This is a genomic window from Nocardia sp. GCM10030253 (genome assembly GCF_042675075.1).
Classification (GTDB): domain Bacteria; phylum Actinomycetota; class Actinomycetes; order Mycobacteriales; family Mycobacteriaceae; genus Nocardia.
The window spans coordinates 82,411-104,343 of the sequence record NZ_JBHTDL010000007.1 but is presented as its reverse complement, the minus strand read 5'-3'; the positions used below and the strand labels follow the sequence as shown (position 1 = coordinate 104,343).

Sequence of the window (21,933 nt, the reverse complement as noted above, 5' to 3'; positions counted from 1 at the left end):
CCTGACGGGAGCGTCACCGACCGGGACGCTCGAGGTCTTTCAGCTGTTGTTGAAGACGCTCGAGGGCCGCGCGGATGGCGTCGATCTGCGCGTTGAGTTCGGCGATCTTCGCCTGATCCACGGTCGGCGGGGATTCCGCCGGTAGTGGTGGTGGGACCGGATGCTGGTCTGGTGGCGGTGGTGCCGCGGGGCCGCCTCCGGGTGCGGTGGCGAGTCTGCCGGTACCGGCACCGAACACTTGATCGAGCGCCTCGGCGAGAGTCGGGGCGTAGCCAACGCGGACGCCGCCGGTGCCGGGTTCGCGGTAGCTGACGAGCACCCGGGCCAGCTGCGGGAAGGTCGACCCGTTCGGTGTTGTAGAGATTCGCTCGGTGAAGAGCGGTTCGATGTAGAGCACGCCACCGTCGGCGATCGGCAAGGTGAGCAAGTTGCCGTACTGGATTCGGTTCGAACGCTCGAGCAGGGTTCGCTCGGATGCCACCCGGGTGTCGGAGATCATCGAGTTCTGGATCTGCTGCGGACCCTGGGTGAGGGTGTCGGTCGGCAGCTGCAAAATGCTGATCTTGCCGTAGTTCTCGGGATCGGAGTGGGCAGAGACGTAGGCGGAGAGGAACTCCCGGTTGAACCCAACCATCGCGCTGGCCAGCCGGAACGATGGCTGGGCATTGTCCGCATCGCCGAGCAGGACGTAGAACGGGGGCTGGTGCGGGTTGGTGTCAACCGTCGGATCGCTGGGCACCGACCAGAAAGCGTTGGTGGTGAAGAACTCTCGCGGTTCGTCCACATGATATTTGGCAAGCATCTCGCGTTGGATCGCGAACAGATCCTCCGGGTACCGGAAGTGGGCTCGCAGCTCAGCAGTGATCGACTCCTCCGGTTCGACCGTGCCGGGAAAGACGTTCATCCACGTCGCCAACACCGGGTCCTGTCGGTCGACTTGGTAGAGAGTGACCGTACCGTCATACGCGTCCACGGTGGCCTTGATCGAGTTCCGCATGTACGAGACCTCTTTGGGCGGCCGCACTCGGGTGTCGCTGTCCGGCTCGAGGGCTTCGAGCGAGCTGCGCTTGGCGTAGGGGTAGCCGTCGATGGTGGTGTACGCGTCGACGATCCAGAGGATCCGGCCATCCACGACCGCTGGGTAGGGGTTGTTGTCGGTCGTCAACCACGGCGCGACGAGTTCGACACGCTCACGCGGATCCCGATGGAAGATGATCTTCGATTCAGGACCGATTGCCTTGGAGAAGATGATATTGCGTTCGGCGTAGTTGACGGCGAACGTCAGGCGGTTGAGCCAGTTCCCGATCGGGACGCCACCGGCGCCGGTGTAGGTGTATTTGGTGGTGTCGGTGTCGTACTCGCGGGGTTCGGTGCCGCCGCCGACGATGGCATAGTCCGGGCGAGCCTGGGCGATCACTTCGCCGTAGTAGATGCGCGGCTGACGCACCGGGATCACCTGGTGCCCGGATGCTTGGGAGGCGATATCGCTGACCGTGTAGATCGGGTATCCGCTGTTGCTGCTGGCGGCATCGCCGGCAGCTTCCCGGACCGCGGCGTTGACGCGGTTGGCCGGTGCGGCGACGAACCCGTTCCCGTGGGTGTAGACGGTGTGCCGATTGACCCAGTGACGCTGGTTGCCGCTCAGCGCGCTCGGGGTCAGCTCGCGGGCTGCAACCACGTAGTCACGCGGTTGCCCGTCGACGCGGTAGCGATCCAGGTCCAGATTCGCCGGGAAGCTGTAGAAGTTCTTCAGCTGTTGCTGCTGAGTGAAGGTTCGCGAGAGCACGTTCGGGTCGAGCAGGCGGGCGTTGGCGATCGTGGTCACGTCCGCCGCGACGTCGGGCGGCGGCTTGGTGCCGACCCCGGGGTAGGCGTGGTACTCGACCCGGTCGCTACCGATCCCGTAGGCCTGCCGGGTAGCTGCGATGTTGCGTTCGATGTACGCGCGTTCCATGTCGGCGGCGTTCGGACGGACCGAGAGCTGCTCGACGGCCAACGGCCAGACCGCGCCAACCAGGATCGACGACAACAGTAGAAGCGCGGCGGCCATCGCCGGGATTCGCAGATCCCGGACCACGATGGCGGCGAAGACCGCCGCAGCGCAGATGACGGCAATCGCGAAGAGAATGAGGCGGGCGGGAAGCACTGCGTTGATGTCGGTGTAGCCGGCACCGGCGAAGGTGGGTTCTTTGCTGTGGCTCGACAGCAGCGAATACCGGTCGAGCCAGTAGGCGGCTGCCTTCAAGACGATGAATGTCCCGGCAAGTACCGCGAGCTGGACCCGGGCCGCGCGGGTCAGACCGGTCGCTTTTCCGGACAGTCGCAGCCCCCCGAGCAGGTAGTGCGTCGCGAGGTTGGCCAGAAACGCCAGGACGGTGGCGGCGAACAGCCAGTTCACAACAAGTCGATAGAAGGGCAGATCGAAGACGAAGAACCCGACGTCGTGTCCGAACTCGGGATCCGACACACCGAAGGACCCACCGTGGATGAACAACTGAACCGTCACCCAACTCGACCGCCCGATGAGGCCGCAGATGAGTCCCAGTGCGGCGGCCACACCCAACCCGAACCACAACGGCCACCGAATCACCATGTCGCGATACGGCCGGAGGACGTCTTCCTCTCCTGAGCCAGGGAAGAAGGGCGGGCGGAACCGGAACGCGAGCCACATCGCCGCGAAAAGGACGCCGCCGATTAGTGCTGTCAGCACGATGAACAGCGACAGACGTGTCAACAGCACGGTCAGCCAGACGCCACGGAATCCGACTTCGCCGAACCACAGCCAACTGACATAGGCGCTTATCAGACGCGGAATGATCAGCAACGACACAACGAACACCGCGGCGGCGATCAGCAGCACCCGAGTGCGGCGAGACAACCGCCGCAGACCAGGGCCGTCGCGTGCTCTCATCTCCCACTCTCCCGTGGCTGCGCCGAGCCGAACGGTGTACAGCCGACACATGGCTGTGTGACCTGATTCTACCGGGGTGTGACGAAGGCGGATTGCCCGATGATGGCGGGGGACGTGCTGCGCCTCACACATCTCACACTTGCGATATACCCCGGGGGGGTATAAATTTTTGGTTGTCCGCCACACCTGTCCATCGGCACTGAGGCCCACAACACCGATTCGAGGAGACGCCATGTGCGACTGCCCATGTCCATCGATCCGCGCCCCACCCCCTCATGGCTTCGAAGGAAGTGTCTCCGATGCGAAAAATGCCCGTGGCAGCCCCGACGATCACCTCATTGTTCACCCACCGCGACTATTTGCGGCTGTTCACTGCCCAGGTTTCGGCCCTGTTCGGCACCGGATTGACCACCGTCGCACTGGGACTGCTCGCCTACGAACTCGCCGGCGCCGACGCGGCCGCCGTGCTGGGCACCGCGCTGACGATCAAGATGATGGTCTATGTCACGGTCGCGCCGATCGTGGCCGCCTACGCCCACCGGTTCCCGCGCAGGCTGTTCCTGGTCGGGCTCAACACGATTCGGGCCGGGGTGGTGCTGGCGCTGCCGTTCATCGACCAGATCTGGCAGATCTATGTGCTGATCGCGGTGCTGCAGACCGCCTCGGCCGCGTTCACCCCCACCTACCAGGCGGTGATCCCCGACATCCTGCCCGACGAGCGCGATTACACCAGGGCGCTGTCGGCCGCGCAGCTGGCCGCGACAATGGAGACACTGTTGAGCCCGATGCTGGCCGCGGCCGCGCTGAGCGTGATCAGCTTCCACTGGTTGTTCGTCGGTACCGCGGTCGGATTCGCGATCTCGGCCGTACTGGTGATCACAACCCGTATCCCGGACGTCGGCGCCATCACCGAGGGCACGTTCCGCGACCGGATCGCGGTGGGCATGCGGATCTTCGCCGCCACGCCGCGGCTGCGCGGACTGCTCGGCCTGAACCTGGTGGTCGCGGCCGCAGGCTCGGTGATCATGGTCAACACCGTCAACTACGTACGTGACACGCTCGGCGGCACCCAGTCCGGGGTGGCGATGCTATTGGCCGCCAACGGGTTCGGCACACTGATCATCGCGCTGTCGCTGCCACGGGTGATCGACCGTCTCGGCGCACGGCCGGTGATGGTAGCCGGTGCGGCCACCCTGGTCGTCGGACTCGGGTCTGCTGTGGCCCTGTCGATCGCCGATGCGGGCGAATGGCGCTGGGGTGCCGCGGTCGCGGTGTGGGCCGTGGTCGGCGCGGGCACCGCAGCGGTGCTCACCCCGACCGGTCAGGTACTGCGGCGCTCGTCGCAGCCCGCCGACCGGCCCGCACTCTTCGCCGCACAGTTCTCGCTGTCGCACCTGGCTTGGCTGATCACCTACCCGATCGCCGGGTGGCTGACCACCGCTGCCGGTTTCACCACCACCTGGGTGACACTGGCCGTGATCGCCGGTGCGGGAATCACTGTGGCGCTGCGGACTTGGCCCCGCCACGACCCCGCGGAGCTGACGCACCTACACGAGGTGGGCACCATCGACCCGGCTCGGCTGGCCGACGCCGTCCGCGTGGCCGAGCGCCTCTACCAGCACACCCACGAGTTCGTCATCGACGCCGAGCACCGGCGCTGGCCGACTCGGGCAGCGGGGCAACCTGCCATGGTCGGATGATGTGAGTGCGGCGGCGAACTGCGTTGTGGGCCTGGGCACGTCCTTACCACCTACCCGCAGGCCATCCTGTTCGATTCACGGCCAGATGAACAGTGGCCGCACCAGGTGTTCACGATCGGCTTGTCCGTGCTGGGGTGAGGGCCTTCGGCGCGGGAGTGTCGGTGGACCGGAAGTGCTCGGCGAGGACAAGTCCGATTGCGCGGAGTGCGTCCGGGTCGGTCATCCGTTCGTGCCGGGCGGGAATACGGTGTTCGGTGATGCGGCCGGTGATGTGGTCGTTCCATGCGAGAGCCGGCGAGGCGCCGTCGTCTGGGTCGTCCGTGGCGGAGCTGAAGTAGATCAGGTCACCATCGAAGGGTGTCGGCTGGTGGTTGCGGGTGAGGTCGACGAGCCGGGTGTAGTCGCGGTGCAGGATCACGAGATGCTCGGGGGTCAGAGCGGTAAAGAGTCCACCTTGCCGGTGCAGCAACTCGGCTGCGGCTTCGATGGTGAGGTCGGCGGGGAGCTGGGAAGCGGCGAGGCCGCCGAACTCGGTAAGCAGGTCCACGATGGTGGGTGTGGGAGTGTGGATGCTGCGGTCGGTGATGACGCGGGTGTCCATCATGGCCAGGGTCGCGACGGGGTTGCCGTCGCGGCGGAGCTGGACGGCGATCGCGTGGGCGATGGTGCCGCCGAGCGAGTAGCCGAGCAAGTGGTACGGGCCGTGCGGCTGGACGGACCGGATCTCCCGCACGTAGCGGGCGGCGAGTTGGTCGAGCGTGTCGAACCGTGCGGTGGGGTCGGTCAGCGTCGGTGATTGCAGGCCTTGGACCGGACGGTCGGGGTCGAGGTGCTGCACGAGTCCGCTGAAACCCCAGGCCAATCCGATGGCCGGGTGGACGCAGAACAGTGGTGGGCTGGTGCCGGCGGCACGCAGCGGGAGCAGGACCGCGAGTGCGTCGCCGGGATCCTGTTCGTCGAGGCCGCGGAGGCGGGTGTCGATGCGGCGGGCAAGCGATTGCGGTGTGGGGTCGGTGAAGACCCACTGAACCGGCACGTTGGCACCGGTCGACTTCTCCAGCCGCGCCACCAGTTGGGTGGCGGCCAGCGAGTTGCCGCCGAGGGTGAAGAAGCCATCGTCGACGCCGACTCGTTCGATGTCGAGAGTCTGGGTGAAGGCGTCGCAGACGGTGGCCTCGAGTGGGGTGGACGGCGAACGGAACCGGGAGTGTCGCAGGGCGGGTGCGGGTAGGGCTGTGTAGTCGAGTTTGCCGGTGGGGGTAAGGGGGATTCGGTCGAGGGTGAGGATGGTGGTGGGGATCATGTGGGTGGGTAGTCGGGTTGCGAGATAGGTGGTCAGTGCGTTGGTGTCGGGTGTGGTGTTGGGGGTGGGTACGACGTAGCCGGTGAGTTGGTTGGTGCCGTTGCGTCGGGTGTGGACTGTGACGGCGGCGTAGGTGATGTCGGGGTGGCTGCGTAGCGCGGCTTCGATGTCGCCGCGTTCGATGCGGTGGCCGTGGATTTTGAGCTGTAGGTCGCTGCGGCCCTTGTAAAGCAGAGTTCGGTCGGTGGTCCAGGTGACCAGGTCGCCGGTGCGGTACATCCGTGTCCCGGTTGGCCCGTACGGGTCGGGGACGAATCGGGACGCCGTGGTTGTGGGCTGCTTGTGGTAGCCGCGTGCGAGGCCTGGTCCCGACACGTACAGTTCGCCGACAACTCCTGGTGGGACGGGGCGCAGTCTGCGGTCGAGCACGACGGCGGTGAATCCGCGGGTCGGGCCGCCGATTGTCATCGGGCTGTCTGTAGTTGTGGTCAAGGGAGCGTCGGCGCAGCTCATGATTGTGGTTTCGGTAGCCCCGTAGGAGTTGATCACCGTGCGGCCCGGTGTCCATTGTTTTGCCAGGTCTGGTGGGCATGTCTCGCCGCCGAGGATCACGGTGCCGAGGGTGTCGAGTTCGTCGGGGGGCAGCGATGCGAGCACTGTTGGGGTGAAGGCGGCATGGGTGACATGTTCGGCTTTGATCGACTCGGCTAGTTCGGTGCCGGCGACTACTGGTGCGGGGGCGAGGACCAGCGTGGCGCCGGCGGCTGCGGCGCTGAGCCATTCGAGGATCGAGACGTCGAAGGTCGGGGAGGCGGCGGCCAGCACTCGAGAGGTCGGGGTGAGGCCGAACCGTTCCCGTGTTTCGGCGGCCAGGTCCGCTACCCCGCTGTGGGTGACCACCACACCTTTGGGAATCCCGGTGGAGCCCGACGTATAGATCAGGTAGGCCGGGTGCTGTGGCCGTAGCGTGGTCGTGCGGTCCAGGTCGGTGATCGCGGTCGGGGACGCCGACGTTGTCGTCGCGGCGAAGGATGGGTCGTCGAGGGCGAGCCATCTGGTGGTGCCCGGTAGCTGGTCTCGGTGGGTTCCGAGTGTCAGCCCGACGGCGGCACCGGAATCGGTGAGAATGCTTGTGATCCGGTCTTGGGGATGGGTGGGGTCGATCTGGACGAAAGCGCCGCCGGATTTGGCGACCGCCCACACGGCGATCACGGCGTCGATGGAGCGCGGTAACGCTATGGCTACCAACGATTCCGGTCCTATTCCTGTCTCGATCAGTACCCGCGCCCACCGGTTCGAGGTCTCATCGAGCTCGCGGTAGGACAGCCTTACGCCGTCGCAGACCACCGCTTCCGTGTCCGGTGTCATGGCGGCCGTCAACACCTGTGGCAACACCGACATGGCGGCACCGGGCCGACCGCGAACGGGTACCAGCGTGGCTTGCTCGGCCGGCGATAGCAGCTGCAGCTGGGTCAGCGGGAGGTCGATGTGTTCGGCGATGGTGTCGAGCACGCGCAGCATTCGGGCGGCGATGGCGTCGATCTGGTGTTGTGTGAACAGTTCTGGCAGGTATTTGAAGGTCAGGCGCACTCGGGTGTCCTGGTGGACGACCAGGCCGAGCGGATAGTGCGCAGCGTCGCTTCCATGCACGTCGAGGACATGCATTCCCGCGATGTCGGTGTCCTCGGACAGCCCGGCCCGGTCGACCGGATAGGACTCGAGGACGGTCACGGTGTCGAACATCGCGCCGGGACCGGCCACGCGTTGGATCTGGGCGAGCCCGAGGTGGTGATGGTCGAGCAGCGCGGCTTGTTCGGTTTGGATTCGCCGTAGTAGCTGGGCCAGGGTCTCGTGGTGATCGAGCCGGATCCGGACGGGCACGGTGTTGACGAACAGCCCGATCATCGATTCGATTCCGGGGATCTGCGGGGGGCGCCCGGATACGGTGGTGCCGAAGACCACGTCCTCGCGGGCGGTCGTGGTGGCGAGCACGATCGCCCAGGCGGCTTCGATGAGGGTGTTGAGGGTGGCCTCTTGCTGGTGGGCCACCGTGACCAGGGCAGCGGTGCGCTGTTGGCTCAGTTGCACCCCGACTTCGCGCGCGGCGCTGGTTTGCCGGCGGCCGCGGTCCGCGGGCGCCAGCAGTGTCGGCTCGGCTATGCCCTCGAGTGTCCGCGCCCACGCGGTTTCCGCCGCGTCCTGGTCCTGCGTGTTCAGCCACGTCAGGTAGTCGCGGTAGGGACGCACCGGGGCCAGCACCGTGGAGTCGCCGTCGCTGGCATAGAGGGTCAGCAGTTCCCGGATCAGCAGTGGCGTGGACCAGCCGTCTATCAGGATGTGATGCATGCTCAACAGCAGCCGGTACCGCTGGGGTGCGGTGTTGATCAGTGCGAGTCGCAGCAGTGGCGCCGCGGTCACGTCGAAGTTTGCGCGGCGGTCGGTGTCCATGAGCTGTTCGAGCGCAGCCTCGGTGTCGTCGCGCGCGGCCAAGTCGATCTCGGTGAACGGCACGTCGACGTGCTGGTGCACCACCTGGACCGCTTCGCCGACGCCATCGCGCACGAACGCGGTCCGCAGGTTCGGGTGCCGGTCGATGAGAGTCTGCGCGGCGCGGCGCAGCCGGTTCGCGTCGACGCGCCCGCCGAGTTCCAAACAGAGCTGCACCATGTAGGCGTCGAGGGTGCCGTCGGCGAGTTGGGCGTGGAAGAGCAACCCCGTCTGTAGCGGCGTGAGCGGCCATATGTCGTCGAGCGTCGAGCGTCCGGTCTCGAGCCGGTCGATCGCGGCTTGGTCGAGGTCGACGAGGTCGACGTCGGAGGGGGTCAGCCCGCCGACACCGGGCCGGGACGCGTGGGTGGCCAGAGCGGTCACCGCGTCGCGCCACAGTCCCGCGAGGTCGGTGACCTCCGCGGTGGTGAGCAGGCCGGTCGGATATTCCCAGGAGGCGGTAAGAGTAGGCCCGTCCGACGTGTCGATGGTGACCGCGTTGACGCCCAGCACGGCTGCGACGGGTGCGTCGGGATTTTGGACGCTGCCGCCATCGGTGTCGCCGCCGGCGGGCATCCACCCGACATCGCGCAAACCTGCGGGAGTGGTGTCGAACCGACCGAGATAGTTGAAGCTCACCGGAGGGGTGGGCAGCGCACGCAGGATGCGGGCGCTATCGGCGTTGAGGTAACGCAGCAGCCCATAGCCGATCCCGTGGTTGGGGACCTGTCGGAGTTGCTCCTTGACCGACTTGATGACCGTCGCGGCGGCGGCCCCGGCGGCGAACGCGTCGTCGATATCGATATCGGACAGGTCGAGCCGCACCGGGTAGGTGGTGGTGAACCATCCGACGGTACGGGTGAGGTCGGCACCGGGCAGCACCGTGTCGTGGCGGCCGTGGCTTTCGAGGGTGAGCAGCGCCTCGGTGACGGTGTTGCCGTGGCGGCACTGCCATCGAGTCAGCGCCAGCGCGAGCCCAGCGACGAGGGCGTCGTCCACGTTGCCGTGGAACGCTCGGGGCAGGGTAGTGAGTACGGCGCGGGTCACCGCGGTAGGCAGCGCCACCTCGACAGTGGCGACCGTAGCTTGCACGTCCACGACCGGGTCGATCGGGCGGGCACCGATCGGCGGATCGGCAGCGCCGAGCGTGGACTGCCACCAGTCGAGTTCATCGAGACTCCCGGCGGCGGTGTTCAGAGCATGCGCCCAGCGTCGCATCGAGGTGCCGACAGGCGCGAGCCGCGGCCGTTGCCCGACACTCAGCGCGGCCCACGCCGCGGCGAAATCGGGAACGAGGATCCGCCAAGACACGCCGTCGATTATCAGGTGGTGTGCGACGACGAGCAGCCGTCCCGGCTGTCCGGCCCAGTCGAACCAGACCAGCTGCAGCATGACCCCAGCCGCGGGGTCGAGGCGCTCGGCCGCCGCGTTCGCCTCAGCGTCGGCGAGCGCGGCGAACGCGCTGCTGTCCGGTGCCGCATCCACCGGCACGCGCCGGATCAGTCCGGCGGCGGGCATCGCGGTCGGCTGCACCCGCAGCGCCCAGCCCGACGTGTGGGCGGGTTCCCGGTGTAGTCGAGCCCGCAGCATGTCGTGGTGATCGATCACCGCCTGGACGGTGGCACCGATTCCGGTGGCGTCGATGCCGGTCGGCAGAGTAAGCAGCACCCACTGGCAGAAACGGTCGAAGCCGCCGCGCTCGAACATCCAGCACATGATCGGCGTCACCGGTATCGGCCCCACACCTCCGCCGGGCAGTTCCGCCGGAAGGGAGGTCGCCGCGGCGCTGTCGTCGATAACGGCGATCTCGGCCAGCCCGGCGACCGTTTTACGCTCGAACACCTCGCGTGCGGAGAACACCACACCCGCCGCTCTGGCCCGAGTCACCAACTGGATCGACATGATGCTGTCTCCGCCGAGGGCGAAGAACGAATCGTCGCGGCCGACCGTGTCGATACCCAATACCTCGGCGAACAGTGCCGCCAGCGTCGTCTCCACTTCGGTGGCCGGTGCCCGGAATTCGGCTCGGCCCGTGGTGAAGTCCGGCTCGGGCAGCGCGGCGCGGTCGAGCTTGCCGTTCGCCGTCACCGGCAGCGCGTCGAGCACCATCACGGTCGCGGGCACCATGTGCGAGGCCAACCGCTCCCCGGCGAACGCGAGGACCGCCGCGGCATCGAGGTCGGCGCCGGACTCGGTCTCCACGTACCCGATCAACCGGTCGCCGATGGCGGGGTCCCGGTGCAGAGTCGCCACCGCACCGGCCACGCCCGGGCAGGCCACCAGAGCCGATTCGACTTCGCCGAGCTCGACGCGGAAACCACGAACCTTGACCTGGAAATCCGACCGGCCCACATAATCGAGCGCCAGACCCCCATCCGGTAGCCGCAGCCACCGCACCAGGTCACCGGTCCGATACATGCGCTGCCCCGGGCCCGCGAACGGATCGGCGACGAACCGCGACGCCGTCAAACCCATCCCGGTGCGGTAACCACGAGCCAGACTCGGGCCCGCCAGATACAACTCCCCGATGACCCCGACCGGCACCGGCCGCAACCACGCGTCGAGCACGACCTGCCCGACCCCGCGGATCGGTCCGCCGATCGTCACCGCCGCACCCGCCACCAGCGGCGGACCGGCATCGGTCAGAATCGTGGCCTCCGCCGGACCGTAGGTGTTGAAGAATCTCCGGCCCGGTGCCCACCGCGACACCAGTTTGGGTGAGGGCGCCTCGCCGCCGACCACGACGGTCCCGAGGTTCTCTAGCCCGTCCGGATCGACCGTCCCCAAGGCCGAGGGCGTCAGCGCGGCGTGGGTCACCTTCTCGCGCAACAGGATCTGCGCCAGCTCGCCCCCGCCGTAGACGGTCGGTGGCGCAATCACGAGTCGCCCACCCGCCCCGAACGCCCATAGGTGTTCCAGGACCGCCGCATCGAAACTGGGAGACGCGAAATGCAGCACCCGCGCACTCGGCCCGATGTCGAACCGCGAACATTGTTCGGCCACCAGATTCGCCAAACCTCGATGCGACACCACCACACCCTTCGGCACACCTGTCGAGCCGGACGTGTAGATCATGTACGCCGCATTGTCGACCCGTACCGGCGATATTCGCTCCACATCGGTCACCGGCAGCGCAGGCAAACCCGCGGCCTCCGCTTCGAACGCCGGCTCGTCGAGAACTAGCCACTGCACCGGCCCGGGCAGCCGATCACGCCACTCCGACAGGGTGATTCCCACCGCCACACCCGAATCGGTGAGCATGTGCTCGACCCGGCTGGCCGGGTACTGCGGATCCACCGGTACGAACGCTGCCCCCGACTTGGCCACCGCCCATACCGCCAGTACCGCTTCGACCGACCGCGGCAATCCCACCGCGACACTCGCCTCCGGACCCACACCCCGACCGATCAACAAGCGTGCCAACCGATTCGACTCCGCATCCAGCTCGCCGTACGTCCACCACCGATCCCCGCACACCACCGCGACCGCCCCCGGATCCCGCTCCACCGCTGCCGCCAACAATTCCGGCAACACCTGCTCCGGCACAGCCGGATCACCCGACACCGGCGTCAACTCCCGGTGTTCCGCCGGGGCGAGCAGATCCAGCCGGGCCAGCGGCAGATCCGGGTCGGCGACGGCGACGCCGATCACGCGCAGGACCCGCTGCAGGGTCGCATCCATCGTGTCCTGGTCGAAGAGTTCGGGCAGGTACTTGATTGCGAGGCGCAGTCGCGTGTCGACACGCGCAATCACTCCCAGCGGATAATGCGCGCCGTCGGTGCCGGTCACGTCGAGCAGCCGCATGCCGGCTATATCGGTGTCCGCGGTCAGCCCACCACGATCGATCGGAAAGGACTCGAACACCGTGATCGTGTCGAATACCGCCCCCGGCCCGGCCACCCGCTCGATGTCGGTGAGACCCACGTAGTGGTGATCGAGCAGCGCGGCCTGCTCCGCCTGGATCCGGTCGAGCAACTGCCCCAAGCTCTGGGCGGGGTCGAGACGGACGCGCACCGGCAGTGTGTTGATGAACAGCCCGATCATCGATTCGATACCTGTGATCTGCGGTGGCCGTCCGGACACTGTGGCGCCGAACGTCACATCGTCCCGGGATGTCAACGCGCCCAACACGATCGCCCATGCCATCTGGATCACGGTGTTGGGGGTGATGCCACGGGCCCGCGCGAGATCGGTCAGCGACGCGGTCTGTTCCTCGGTCAGTTCGCCGAGCACCTCACGTGATTCGGTGTATGGGCGGCCGGGATCGGCCGGAGCCACCAGGGTCGGCCCGTCGGCGCCGTCGAACGCGCGGGCCCAGGCGTCGAGCGCCGCAGCCGGGTCCCGCCCGACGATCCACGCCAGGAAGTCCCGGTAGGGACGTATCCCAGGCAGTATCGCGGGGTCGCCGTCGGTGGCATAGAGGATCAGAAACTCCTTCAGGAGCAGCGGCGTCGACCAGCCGTCGAGCAGCAGGTGATGATTGGTCAGCACCAGCCGGTAGCGCTCCGGCCCCGTGGTGACCAGCATCCAGCGGAGCAGCGGGGCACGAGCCGGGTCGAATCGGGTCGCGCGGTCTGCGGCCATCAGTCGGTCCCACTCGCGACTGCGTGCATCGTCTTCCAGCCCGGACAGGTCGAGTTCCGACCATGGAGCCTCGACGTTTTCATCGACCACCTGCACCGGTCCGGCGGCGGTGTCGGTGACGAATGCGGTGCGCAGATTCGGATGCCGGTCGAGCAGCACCTGCCCGGCTCGGCGCAGCCGCTCCGGATCAACCTGCCCACGCAACTCGAGAACCAACTGCACCAAGTAGGCGTCCATCGACTCTTCGGACACCAGCGCATGGAACAGCAATCCCTCCTGCAACGGAGTCAATGGCCAGACGTCGCTCAACGCCGGATAGCTGTCTTCGAGTCGCTCTATCTCGGACTGCCCGAGCCTGACCAGAGCCAGATCCGACGGCGTCCGTCCCCCGGCCCCGGCACGGCGGATATGTGTCGCCAACGCGGTCAATACCCGGCACCACGATTCCGCCACCTCGCGCACCTCGTCGACGGTGAGCACCCCTGCGGGATACGACCAGACCGCCCGCAACCGCGGCCGGCCCTCATCGTCGAGGGTGGAGGCATTGATGTCGAGCACCGCCGACACCGGCATATCCGGATTCTGGGCACCGGCGAGCTCGGTACCCGCGAGGTCGTCGTCCACCGACTGTATTCCTTCGGGAATCCTCGTGGAGACGTAGTTGAACCCGATCTGCGGCGTCGGCAGAGTCGCGAGTATCGGTCCGGTGTCTTCGTTGAGATACCGCAACAAGCCGTAGCCGATTCCGTGGTCCGGGACAGCGAGCAGCTGTTCCTTGACGGACTTGACCGCTGCCCCGATAGCCGGTCCACCAGCGCACGCGTCGTCGAGATCAATGCCAGACAGATCCAGGCGCATCGGAAAACTCGTCGAGAACCAGCCGACCGTCCGGGTCAGATCCGCACCGGGGACGGCGCCTTCCTCACGGCCGTGCCCTTCGAGACCGATCGCCACGTCCGCGAGCGGGCTACCGGAGGCCTCCGTCTCACGCTCGCGCCGCCACTTCGTCACCGCTACCGCCAGCGCGGCCAGCAGCCCGTCGCCCACACTGCCGTGGAACGCCGCGGGCACGTCGGTCAACAGCGCCTCGGTCACCTCGGGGGAGACTTCGACCTCGACCGTGCGGGCGGTGGCAGCCACGTCGATCGCGGGGTCGAGGGGCCGGGACCCGATCACCGGATCGTCCCAGACGGCCATCGCTTGCCACAATTCGAGTTCGGCGGCCCGCTCCTGGCGTCGGGCTGCCTCGACCAGCCCGTGCGCCCACCTGCGCATCGATGTCCCGACCGGGGCCAGATCGGGTGGCTCGCCGGACTCGATCCGCGCCAACGCGACCGCGAGGTCCGACACCAGCACCCGCCAGGAAACCCTGTCGATCGCCGAATGATGCACCAGCATCAGCACTCTGCCCGGCTCCGTCGCGTCGACCGGATCGAACCAGACCACCTGCATCACGATCCCGGCGCCCGGATCGAGCCGGTCCGCGGCGGCGTCCAACTCTGCCGCCGCCGACGCACGGAACTCGACGTTTCCCGGCTTTCCCTCCATCACCACCTGGTTGACGACGTCGTCGGCTCGAACCATCCCGACCGGCAGCACCTCCCACGTCCAGCTCCCATCGGCTCCCGGGCGCAGCCGCGCGCGCAGCATGTCGTGCTGATCGAGTACCGCCTGCACCGTGCCCGCCAGCCTCTGCTGATCGATCCCCGCAGGCAGGCCCAGCATCACTGCCTGCGAGAAGCGGTCGAACCCTGACTCCGCGCGTTCGATCAGCGATCGCATGATCGGCGTCACCGGTATCGGCCCGACACCCCCACCAGGCAGTTCCTTCGGAAGTCCGGCTGCCGCGGTGCTGTCGCGGACGGCGATCTCGGCCAGCCCGGCAACCGTTTTGCGCTCGAACACGTCGCGTGCGGAGAACACCACACCCGCCGCCCTGGCCCGAGTGACCAGCTGGATCGACATGATGCTGTCTCCGCCGAGGGCGAAGAACGAATCGTCGAGGCCGACCGTGTCGGTACCCAATACACCGGCGAACGATTCGGCGATCGTACGTTCGAGGGGTGTCTCGGGTGCGCGGAACGCCTTGTTGTCGGCGAATACCGGATCCGGTAGCGCCTTGCGATCCAGCTTGCCCGCCGCGGTCAAAGGAATGTGCTCGAGCACCATGATCGAGGACGGGACCATATAGGACGGAAGCCTGCCGGTGAGGTACTCGGTCAGGATCGTGGTATCTATCGAGTTACCAGGCGCGGCAACAACATACGAAACCAGTGACTGGGTCCCGGAATCGCTGCGGTGACCGATCGTGGCGGCGAAATCGACGGTTTCATGGGCGGCGAGCGTTGCATCGATCTCCCCGAGCTCGATGCGCAGACCACGAATCTTGACCTGGAAATCCGACCGGCCGAGATGTTGGATCGCTCCGTCGGCCGTCCATCGGACCACGTCTCCGGTGCGGTACATGCGTTCGCCGGGCGCCCATGGGCATGCTATGAAACGGTCGGCGGTCAGGCCCGCCCGGCGGTGGTACCCGCGAGCCAGCAAGGCGCCCGCGATATACAGTTCGCCTGTCACGCCGACTGTTACAGGTTGTAGTCGTTGATCGAGCACCCATGCGGAGGCACCGCGAATCGGGTTACCGATGGTGACCGGTTCGTCTGCCGTCAATGGGGAGGTCAGCGTCGCGGCGATCGTTGTCTCGGTGGGCCCGTATTCGTTGACCACGTTCCGGCCGTCGTCGCTCCAGCGCTCGACCAACTTGGTGCCGCAGTCCTCGCCGCCGACCAGTATGTTTCTCAAATCCGGTAGCGGCCAACGGGTGTGGTCGATGGTGGACAATGCCGAAGGTGTGATCAGGACTTGACTGACGCGCTCGCGGTCGAGTAGTTGGCCGAGTTCGTCGCCGCCGTAGACATCGCTGGGCGCGATGACCATGGTCGCGCCCCAATACACCGCGTCCAGTAATTCCAGTACCGACACATCGAAGCTCGGTGAAGCCAGATGCAGAATACGAGAACCCGATTTGATCCTCATGGCATGCCGGTGCACGGTGGCGCAGTTGCGGAGTCCGCGGTGGGTAACCGCGACGCCTTTGGGTAGTCCGGTCGATCCGGAGGTGTAGAGGACGTAGGCGATGTCGTCGATACGCAGCGGGCGTACCCGGTCGCTATCGGTGACGGGGCGGTTCTCGGCCTCGTCGAGGTCCTCCAGTGTCAACCAGTCGATGTCGTCGGGCAATTCCGTTCGCGCGGATGTCACGGTCAGACCGATCGCCGCCTTGGAATCGGTCACCATGTGGGTGATGCGTTCTGCGGGATTGGTCGGGTCGATCGGCAGAAAAGCAGCGCCCGATTTGGCGACCGCCCATACCGCGAGTATGGAATCGAGGGAGCGTGGTATGCCGATCGCGACAACATCCTCCGGGCCGACGCCTCGCTGAATCAGTATCCGGGCCAACCGATTCGAACGCTCGTCCACCTCCCGATAGCTCAGCTGCTGCCCCTCGAAAACGATCGCTGTGGCGTGGGGATCCCGTGCGGCTGCTGCGGTCAACAGGTCGGCCAGTGTGGCGGGCGCCGCTGCGGGCGCACCGGAGCGCGACAACAGATCAGCACGTTCGGCGAGCTCGAGCACCTCGATCATCCCGACCGGGACCGTGGGATCGGTGGCCACCGACTCCAGTACCCGGATCCACCTGTGTACGAGAGAATCGATCGTCGCGGCGTCGAACAGATCCGTGGCGTAGGTGACCGCCACTGCCATCTCGCCACCGTCGTGGTTGTCCGACAGCATGACCTGCAGGTCGAAACGAGACACTTTGTTGGGCAGGTCGACGACCGACACGTCGAGACCGGGCAGTTCGAGCTTCACCTGTTCCAGATTCTGGAACGCCAACATCACCTGGAACAACGGATGCCGAGACTGCGACCGCTGCGGAGCGAGTTGATCCACCAGCTGCTCGAACGGGACATCGGCATGCCCGAAGGCATCCAGATCGACCTGCCTGACCCGATCGAGCAGATCGGTGAACGATTCATCGAGATCGATTTCGGTCCGCAACACCACAGTGTTGACGAACATGCCGACCACGTCATCGAGTTCGGCCGCACCACGCCCGGCGATCGGTGTGCCGATCGGAATATCGGTCGTACCACTCAACCGGGCAAGCAGAACCGCCAGCGCGCCGTGGATCACCATGAACAACGACGAATTATGTTGCCGCGCGAACTTTTCCAGCGCCCGAACCAACTCGGCATCCAACGTGTAGTCGATGGTGGCACCTCGATTGGACGCCACCACCGGCCGCAGCCTGTCGGTCGGCAGACAAAGTTCCTCGGCAACTCCGTCTAGAGTTTCGGTCCAGTATCGGATCTGCTGGGCGCAAAGCGATTCCGGATCGTCTGGCGAGCCGAGGGTGGCTCGCTGCCACAGTGCGTAGTCCGCGTACTGGACAGGCAGCGGTGTCCACGAAGGGACTTCTTCGCGGATTCGTGTGGTGTACGCGGTCGTCACGTCGCGGGCCAGCGGTGTCATGGAGAAACCGTCCGCGGCGATGTGGTGCACCACGACGGCCAACACGTATTCGGGCTCGTCGCTACCGGCAGCGCGGAACAATCGGGCACGCACCGGCGCTCGGGTGCTGACATCGAAGCCTTCAGTGACGAATTCGGCTACCGTTGCGTCCAGTTGGCTCGGCGGAACCGATACCAGGGCCAGTTCGGGGTCTACCTCGTCGGCGGGTTCGATCAGCTGGATCAGCATTCCGTCGTGGTCCGGGTACCGCGTCCGCAAAGACTCGTGCCTGCGCAGCACGTCGATCATGGCCAATCGCAGGGCGTCGACGCTCAACTCGCCACGCAACCGAATGGCGATCGGCACATTGTATGCGCCCGAACTGGTGTCGTACTGGTTGAAGAACCACATTCGTTGTTGGGCTGGTGCCAATGGCACGAGATCGGGTCGCGGGCCGGCGATCAGTGGTGGGTGTTGTCGCCCCGTGCCGGAGTGCTGCTCGATGTGGGTCGCGAGCGCCGCTACCGTGGGCGCTTCGAACAACAGCCGCACCGGTATCTCGGTATCCAGCGCGGCCCCGAGTCGCGCCGCAACCCGAGTCGCGACCACACTGTCGCCGCCGAGGGCGAAGAACGAATCGTCGAGACCGACCGTGTCGATTTTCAATACATCGGCGAAGGATTCGGCGATCGTGCGTTCGATGGGTGTCTCGGGTGCTCGGAATGCCTTGTTCTCGGTGAATATTGGATTCGGTAGTGCGTTGCGGTCCAGTTTGCCCACCGGTGTCAACGGGATCCGGTCCAGCACCATGATCGAGGACGGGACCATATAGGACGGCAACCGGCGGGTCAGGTACTCGGTGAGGGTCTTGGTGTCGATCGAGTTATCGGGTGCGGCAACGACATACGAAACCAGGGACTCGGCTCCGGATTCGTTGTGGTGGCCGATGGTGACGGCGAAACCGACTGTCTCGTGGGCGGCGAGCGTCGCATCGATCTCGCCGAGTTCGATGCGTAGACCACGAATCTTGACCTGGAAATCGGATCGGCCGAGATGTTGGATCGCTCCGTCGGGTGTCCACCGGACCACGTCGCCGGTACGGTACATGCGGTCACCGGGCATCCAGGGGCACGCTACGAAACGCTCGGCTGTCAGACCCGCCCGGCGATGATATCCGCGGGCCAGCGGTGTGCCCGCGATATAGAGTTCACCCGCCACACCGACTGGTACGGGTTGCAGCCGCTGATCCAACACCCATTCCGAGACCCCGCGAATCGGGCCACCGATCGTGACCAACTCGCCCGCCACCAATGGGGAGGTCACCGTCGCGGCAATGGTGGTTTCGGTGGGCCCGTACTCGTTGTACACGCTACGGCCGCCGCTCCAGCGCTCGACCAACTCCGTGCCGTAGCCCTCGCCACCGATCAATAGATGTCTCAAATCCGTTAGTGGCCAACGGGTGTGGTCGATGGTGGACAATGCGGTAGGTGTGATGAGGACGTGGCTGACGTGTTCGTGATCGAGTAGTCCGGCGAGTTCGTCGCCGCCGTAGACGTCGTTGGGTGCGATGACCATGGTCGCGCCCGCGGGCGTCGCCAACAGTAATTCCAGTACTGATACATCGAAGCTCGGCGAAGCCAAATGCAGAGTGCGGGAATCGGATTCGATGCTCATGACATTCTGGTGCTCGGTGGCGCAGTTGCGGAGTCCGCGGTGGGTGACCGCGACGCCTTTGGGTAGTCCGGTCGATCCGGAGGTGTAGATGACGTAGGCGATGTCGTCGACACGTAGTGGGCCTACTCGGTCACTGTCGGTGACGGGGCGGTTCTCGACCTCGTCGAGATTGTCCGGACGCAGCGGGCGTACCTGGTCACTGTCGGTGACAGGGCGGTCGGCCTCGTCGAGGTCCTCCGGTGTCAACCAATCGATGTTGTCGGGTAATTGTGTTCGCGCGGATGTCACGGTCAGACCGATGGCTGCTTTCGAATCGGTCAGCATGTGAGTGATGCGTTCGATGGGGTGGGTCGGGTCGATCGGCAGGAAGGCGGCTCCCGACTTGGCGACTGCCCACACCGCGAGTACGGAATCGGGGGAGCGCGGAATACCGATTGCGACAACATCCTCCGGGCCGATACCACGCTGGATCAGCAGTCGGGCCAAGCGATTCGAACGCTCGTCCAATGCCCGGTAGCTCAGCTGCTGCCCGTCGAAAACGATCGCCGTGGCCTCGGGATTCTGCGCAACCGCGGCGGTCAGCAAGTCGGCCAGCGTGATGGGCGCCGCTGTGGGTGCACCGGAGCGCGACAACAGATCAGCTCGCTCGGCAGGCTCGAGTACCTCGATCGTCCCGACCGGAACCGTCGGATCGGTGGCCACCGACTCGAGTATCCGAATCCACCGATGCATCAGAGAATCGATCGTCGCGGCATCGAACAAATCCGTGGCATAGGTGACCGCTACCGCCAATTCGCCACTGTCATGGTCGTCCGACAACACAAACTGCAGATCGAAGCGAGACACCTCGTTGGGGAGGTCGAGTACCGACACGTCGAGACCGGGCAACTCCAGCTTCATTTGTTCCAGGTTCTGGAATGCCAACATCACTTGGAACAGTGGGTGTCGGGATTGGGACCGTTGGGGATTGAGTTGATCCACTAGTTGTTCGAAGGGAACGTCGGCGTGTTCGAAGGCATCCAGGTCGGCCTGTCTGATTCGGCTGAGCAGGTCGGTGAATGATTCGTCGAGATCGATTTCGGTTCTCAATACCAGTGTGTTGACGAACATGCCGATCACGTCGTCGAGTTCGGCTTCGCCGCGTCCGGCGATCGGCGTTCCGATCGGAATGTCGGTCGTACCACTCAACCGGGCAAGCAGGACTGCCAGCGTGCTGTGGATCACCATGAACAGTGACGAACTGTGTTGCTGTGCAAACCTTTCCAACGCCTGCATCAAGTCGGCATCGAAGGTGTAGTCGGTGGTGGCACCCCGATTGGACGCCACCACCGGCCGTGGCCTGTCAGTCGGCAGACGAAGCTCCATGGGAAGGTCCGCGAGCGTGGCTCGCCAGAACGCCAGGTTCTCACGGCGGCGCCGTATCCCGGCGCCGTGGCGGGCGCTGTCGGGGTGTACCTGCCCGAGATCAGTGTCCGGTGCGGCGGCGGCGAACTCGTCGAGGAACTGCACGAATCTGGTGTAGTGCGCCGACAGTTCGGGGCCGGTGTAGAGGTTGGGGTTGGCCAAGAAGTGGAGGATCGTCTGCGGCGGGTCTCCGGTCTGATACAGGTCGACCAGCAAATCTTCGACCGGCCCGGAGCTGAGGATATGGAATTCCGCGGTCATCGACCCGAGCCGAAGCTCCTGGGGGAAGAACATGACATTCACCACCGGGCCCGCGAAACGCCGCTGCCCGTTGTGCCCCGCGGCGGCGCGAATGTCGATGAGGCCGCACCGCTGGTGCCGCAACGCTCCTACCAGGTCGGACTGCACCCGCCGCACCAGCGTCGCGACCGTGTCCCCCGTGCCGAGCGTGATCGGAAGCGGCACAACGTTGACGAAGACTCCCCCGGACCGCCGCAACACCGCGGTTGTGCGACCCGACACGGGAATATTGACCACGACCTCGTCCTTGCCGGTCATCCGGGCCAGATAACTTCCGAATGCGGCGATCACCACCGCGGCGGGGGTCGCTTCCAACACTTCCGCGGAATGATCAATCCGCCCTACCGTCACGGTGGGCAGTTCGGCTGTCGCGACCACACTGTCCGCGCGCGCGGGTGCGTATCCGGCGGCCAGGCTGGATACGTCGTCTACGTGGGCGAGTCTGTCCACCCAATATGCTTGGTCGCTGGTGAACCGCTTCGACTCCCGGTAACTGCGGTCGGCCTCGTAGAGGGTGCGCAGGTCCGCCGCCCGGTTCGGCTCTGCTGTCTGGCCTCCCACCGCCGCTGTGTACAGCGCCGCGACCCGGTTCACTATCGTCATCGCGGCGTAGCCGTCCAATGCGACGTGGTGAATCCTGAGGTACCACAGGAAATGCCGATCTCCGACCTGCACAACCACCCATGCGACCAACCGGTCTCGGATCATATCCAACGGTGCGGTGTACTCCCGGCGCATCCACTGCAAGGCCGCCGCCATGGGGTCCGGTTCACCACGCATATCGATGACCGGTCCCGGCGAAGCCAGCGACGGGTCGAACACCTGATGCGGCTCACCGTCGATCTCTACCAGCCGCAGATACCCCGATTGGAATTCGTTGCCCGTTTGAATCGACGCCTTACGAAGTATCTCGAGATCCAGATCCCCATGGAACTCCAGATACTGCGCCTCACATATCGGCACATCCGGGCTCAACTGTTGCGCCAGCCACAGCCCCCGCTGCCCCGCAGACAGCGGTACCGGCTGAGTGACCGACACGTATGGCTCCGAATTTT

General features: G+C 65.8%; 3 protein-coding genes. 1 reads left to right on the top strand and 2 read right to left on the bottom strand.

All coding sequences use genetic code 11. From position 1 onward, the window contains the following. Positions 1-13: 13 nt before the first annotated feature. A complete protein-coding gene (locus tag ACFQZZ_RS16525; RefSeq protein WP_378680787.1) occupies positions 14-2,911 on the bottom strand; it encodes a UPF0182 family protein in 2,898 nt (965 codons plus the stop codon). 299 nt (positions 2,912-3,210) lie between these two features. On the opposite strand from ACFQZZ_RS16525, the gene ACFQZZ_RS16520 reads away from it, so the two are divergent. Beyond that, positions 3,211-4,611: an MFS transporter gene (locus ACFQZZ_RS16520; protein ID WP_378680784.1), complete on the top strand. Its 1,401-nt coding sequence runs from the start codon at positions 3,211-3,213 to the stop codon at positions 4,609-4,611. 109 nt (positions 4,612-4,720) lie between these two features. Here the strand turns inward: ACFQZZ_RS16520 and ACFQZZ_RS16515 are convergent, their stop codons facing one another. Beyond that, positions 4,721-21,916, bottom strand: coding sequence for an amino acid adenylation domain-containing protein (locus tag ACFQZZ_RS16515; RefSeq protein ID WP_378680782.1), 17,196 nt, complete (start codon positions 21,914-21,916; stop codon positions 4,721-4,723). Positions 21,917-21,933: the final 17 nt, after the last annotated feature.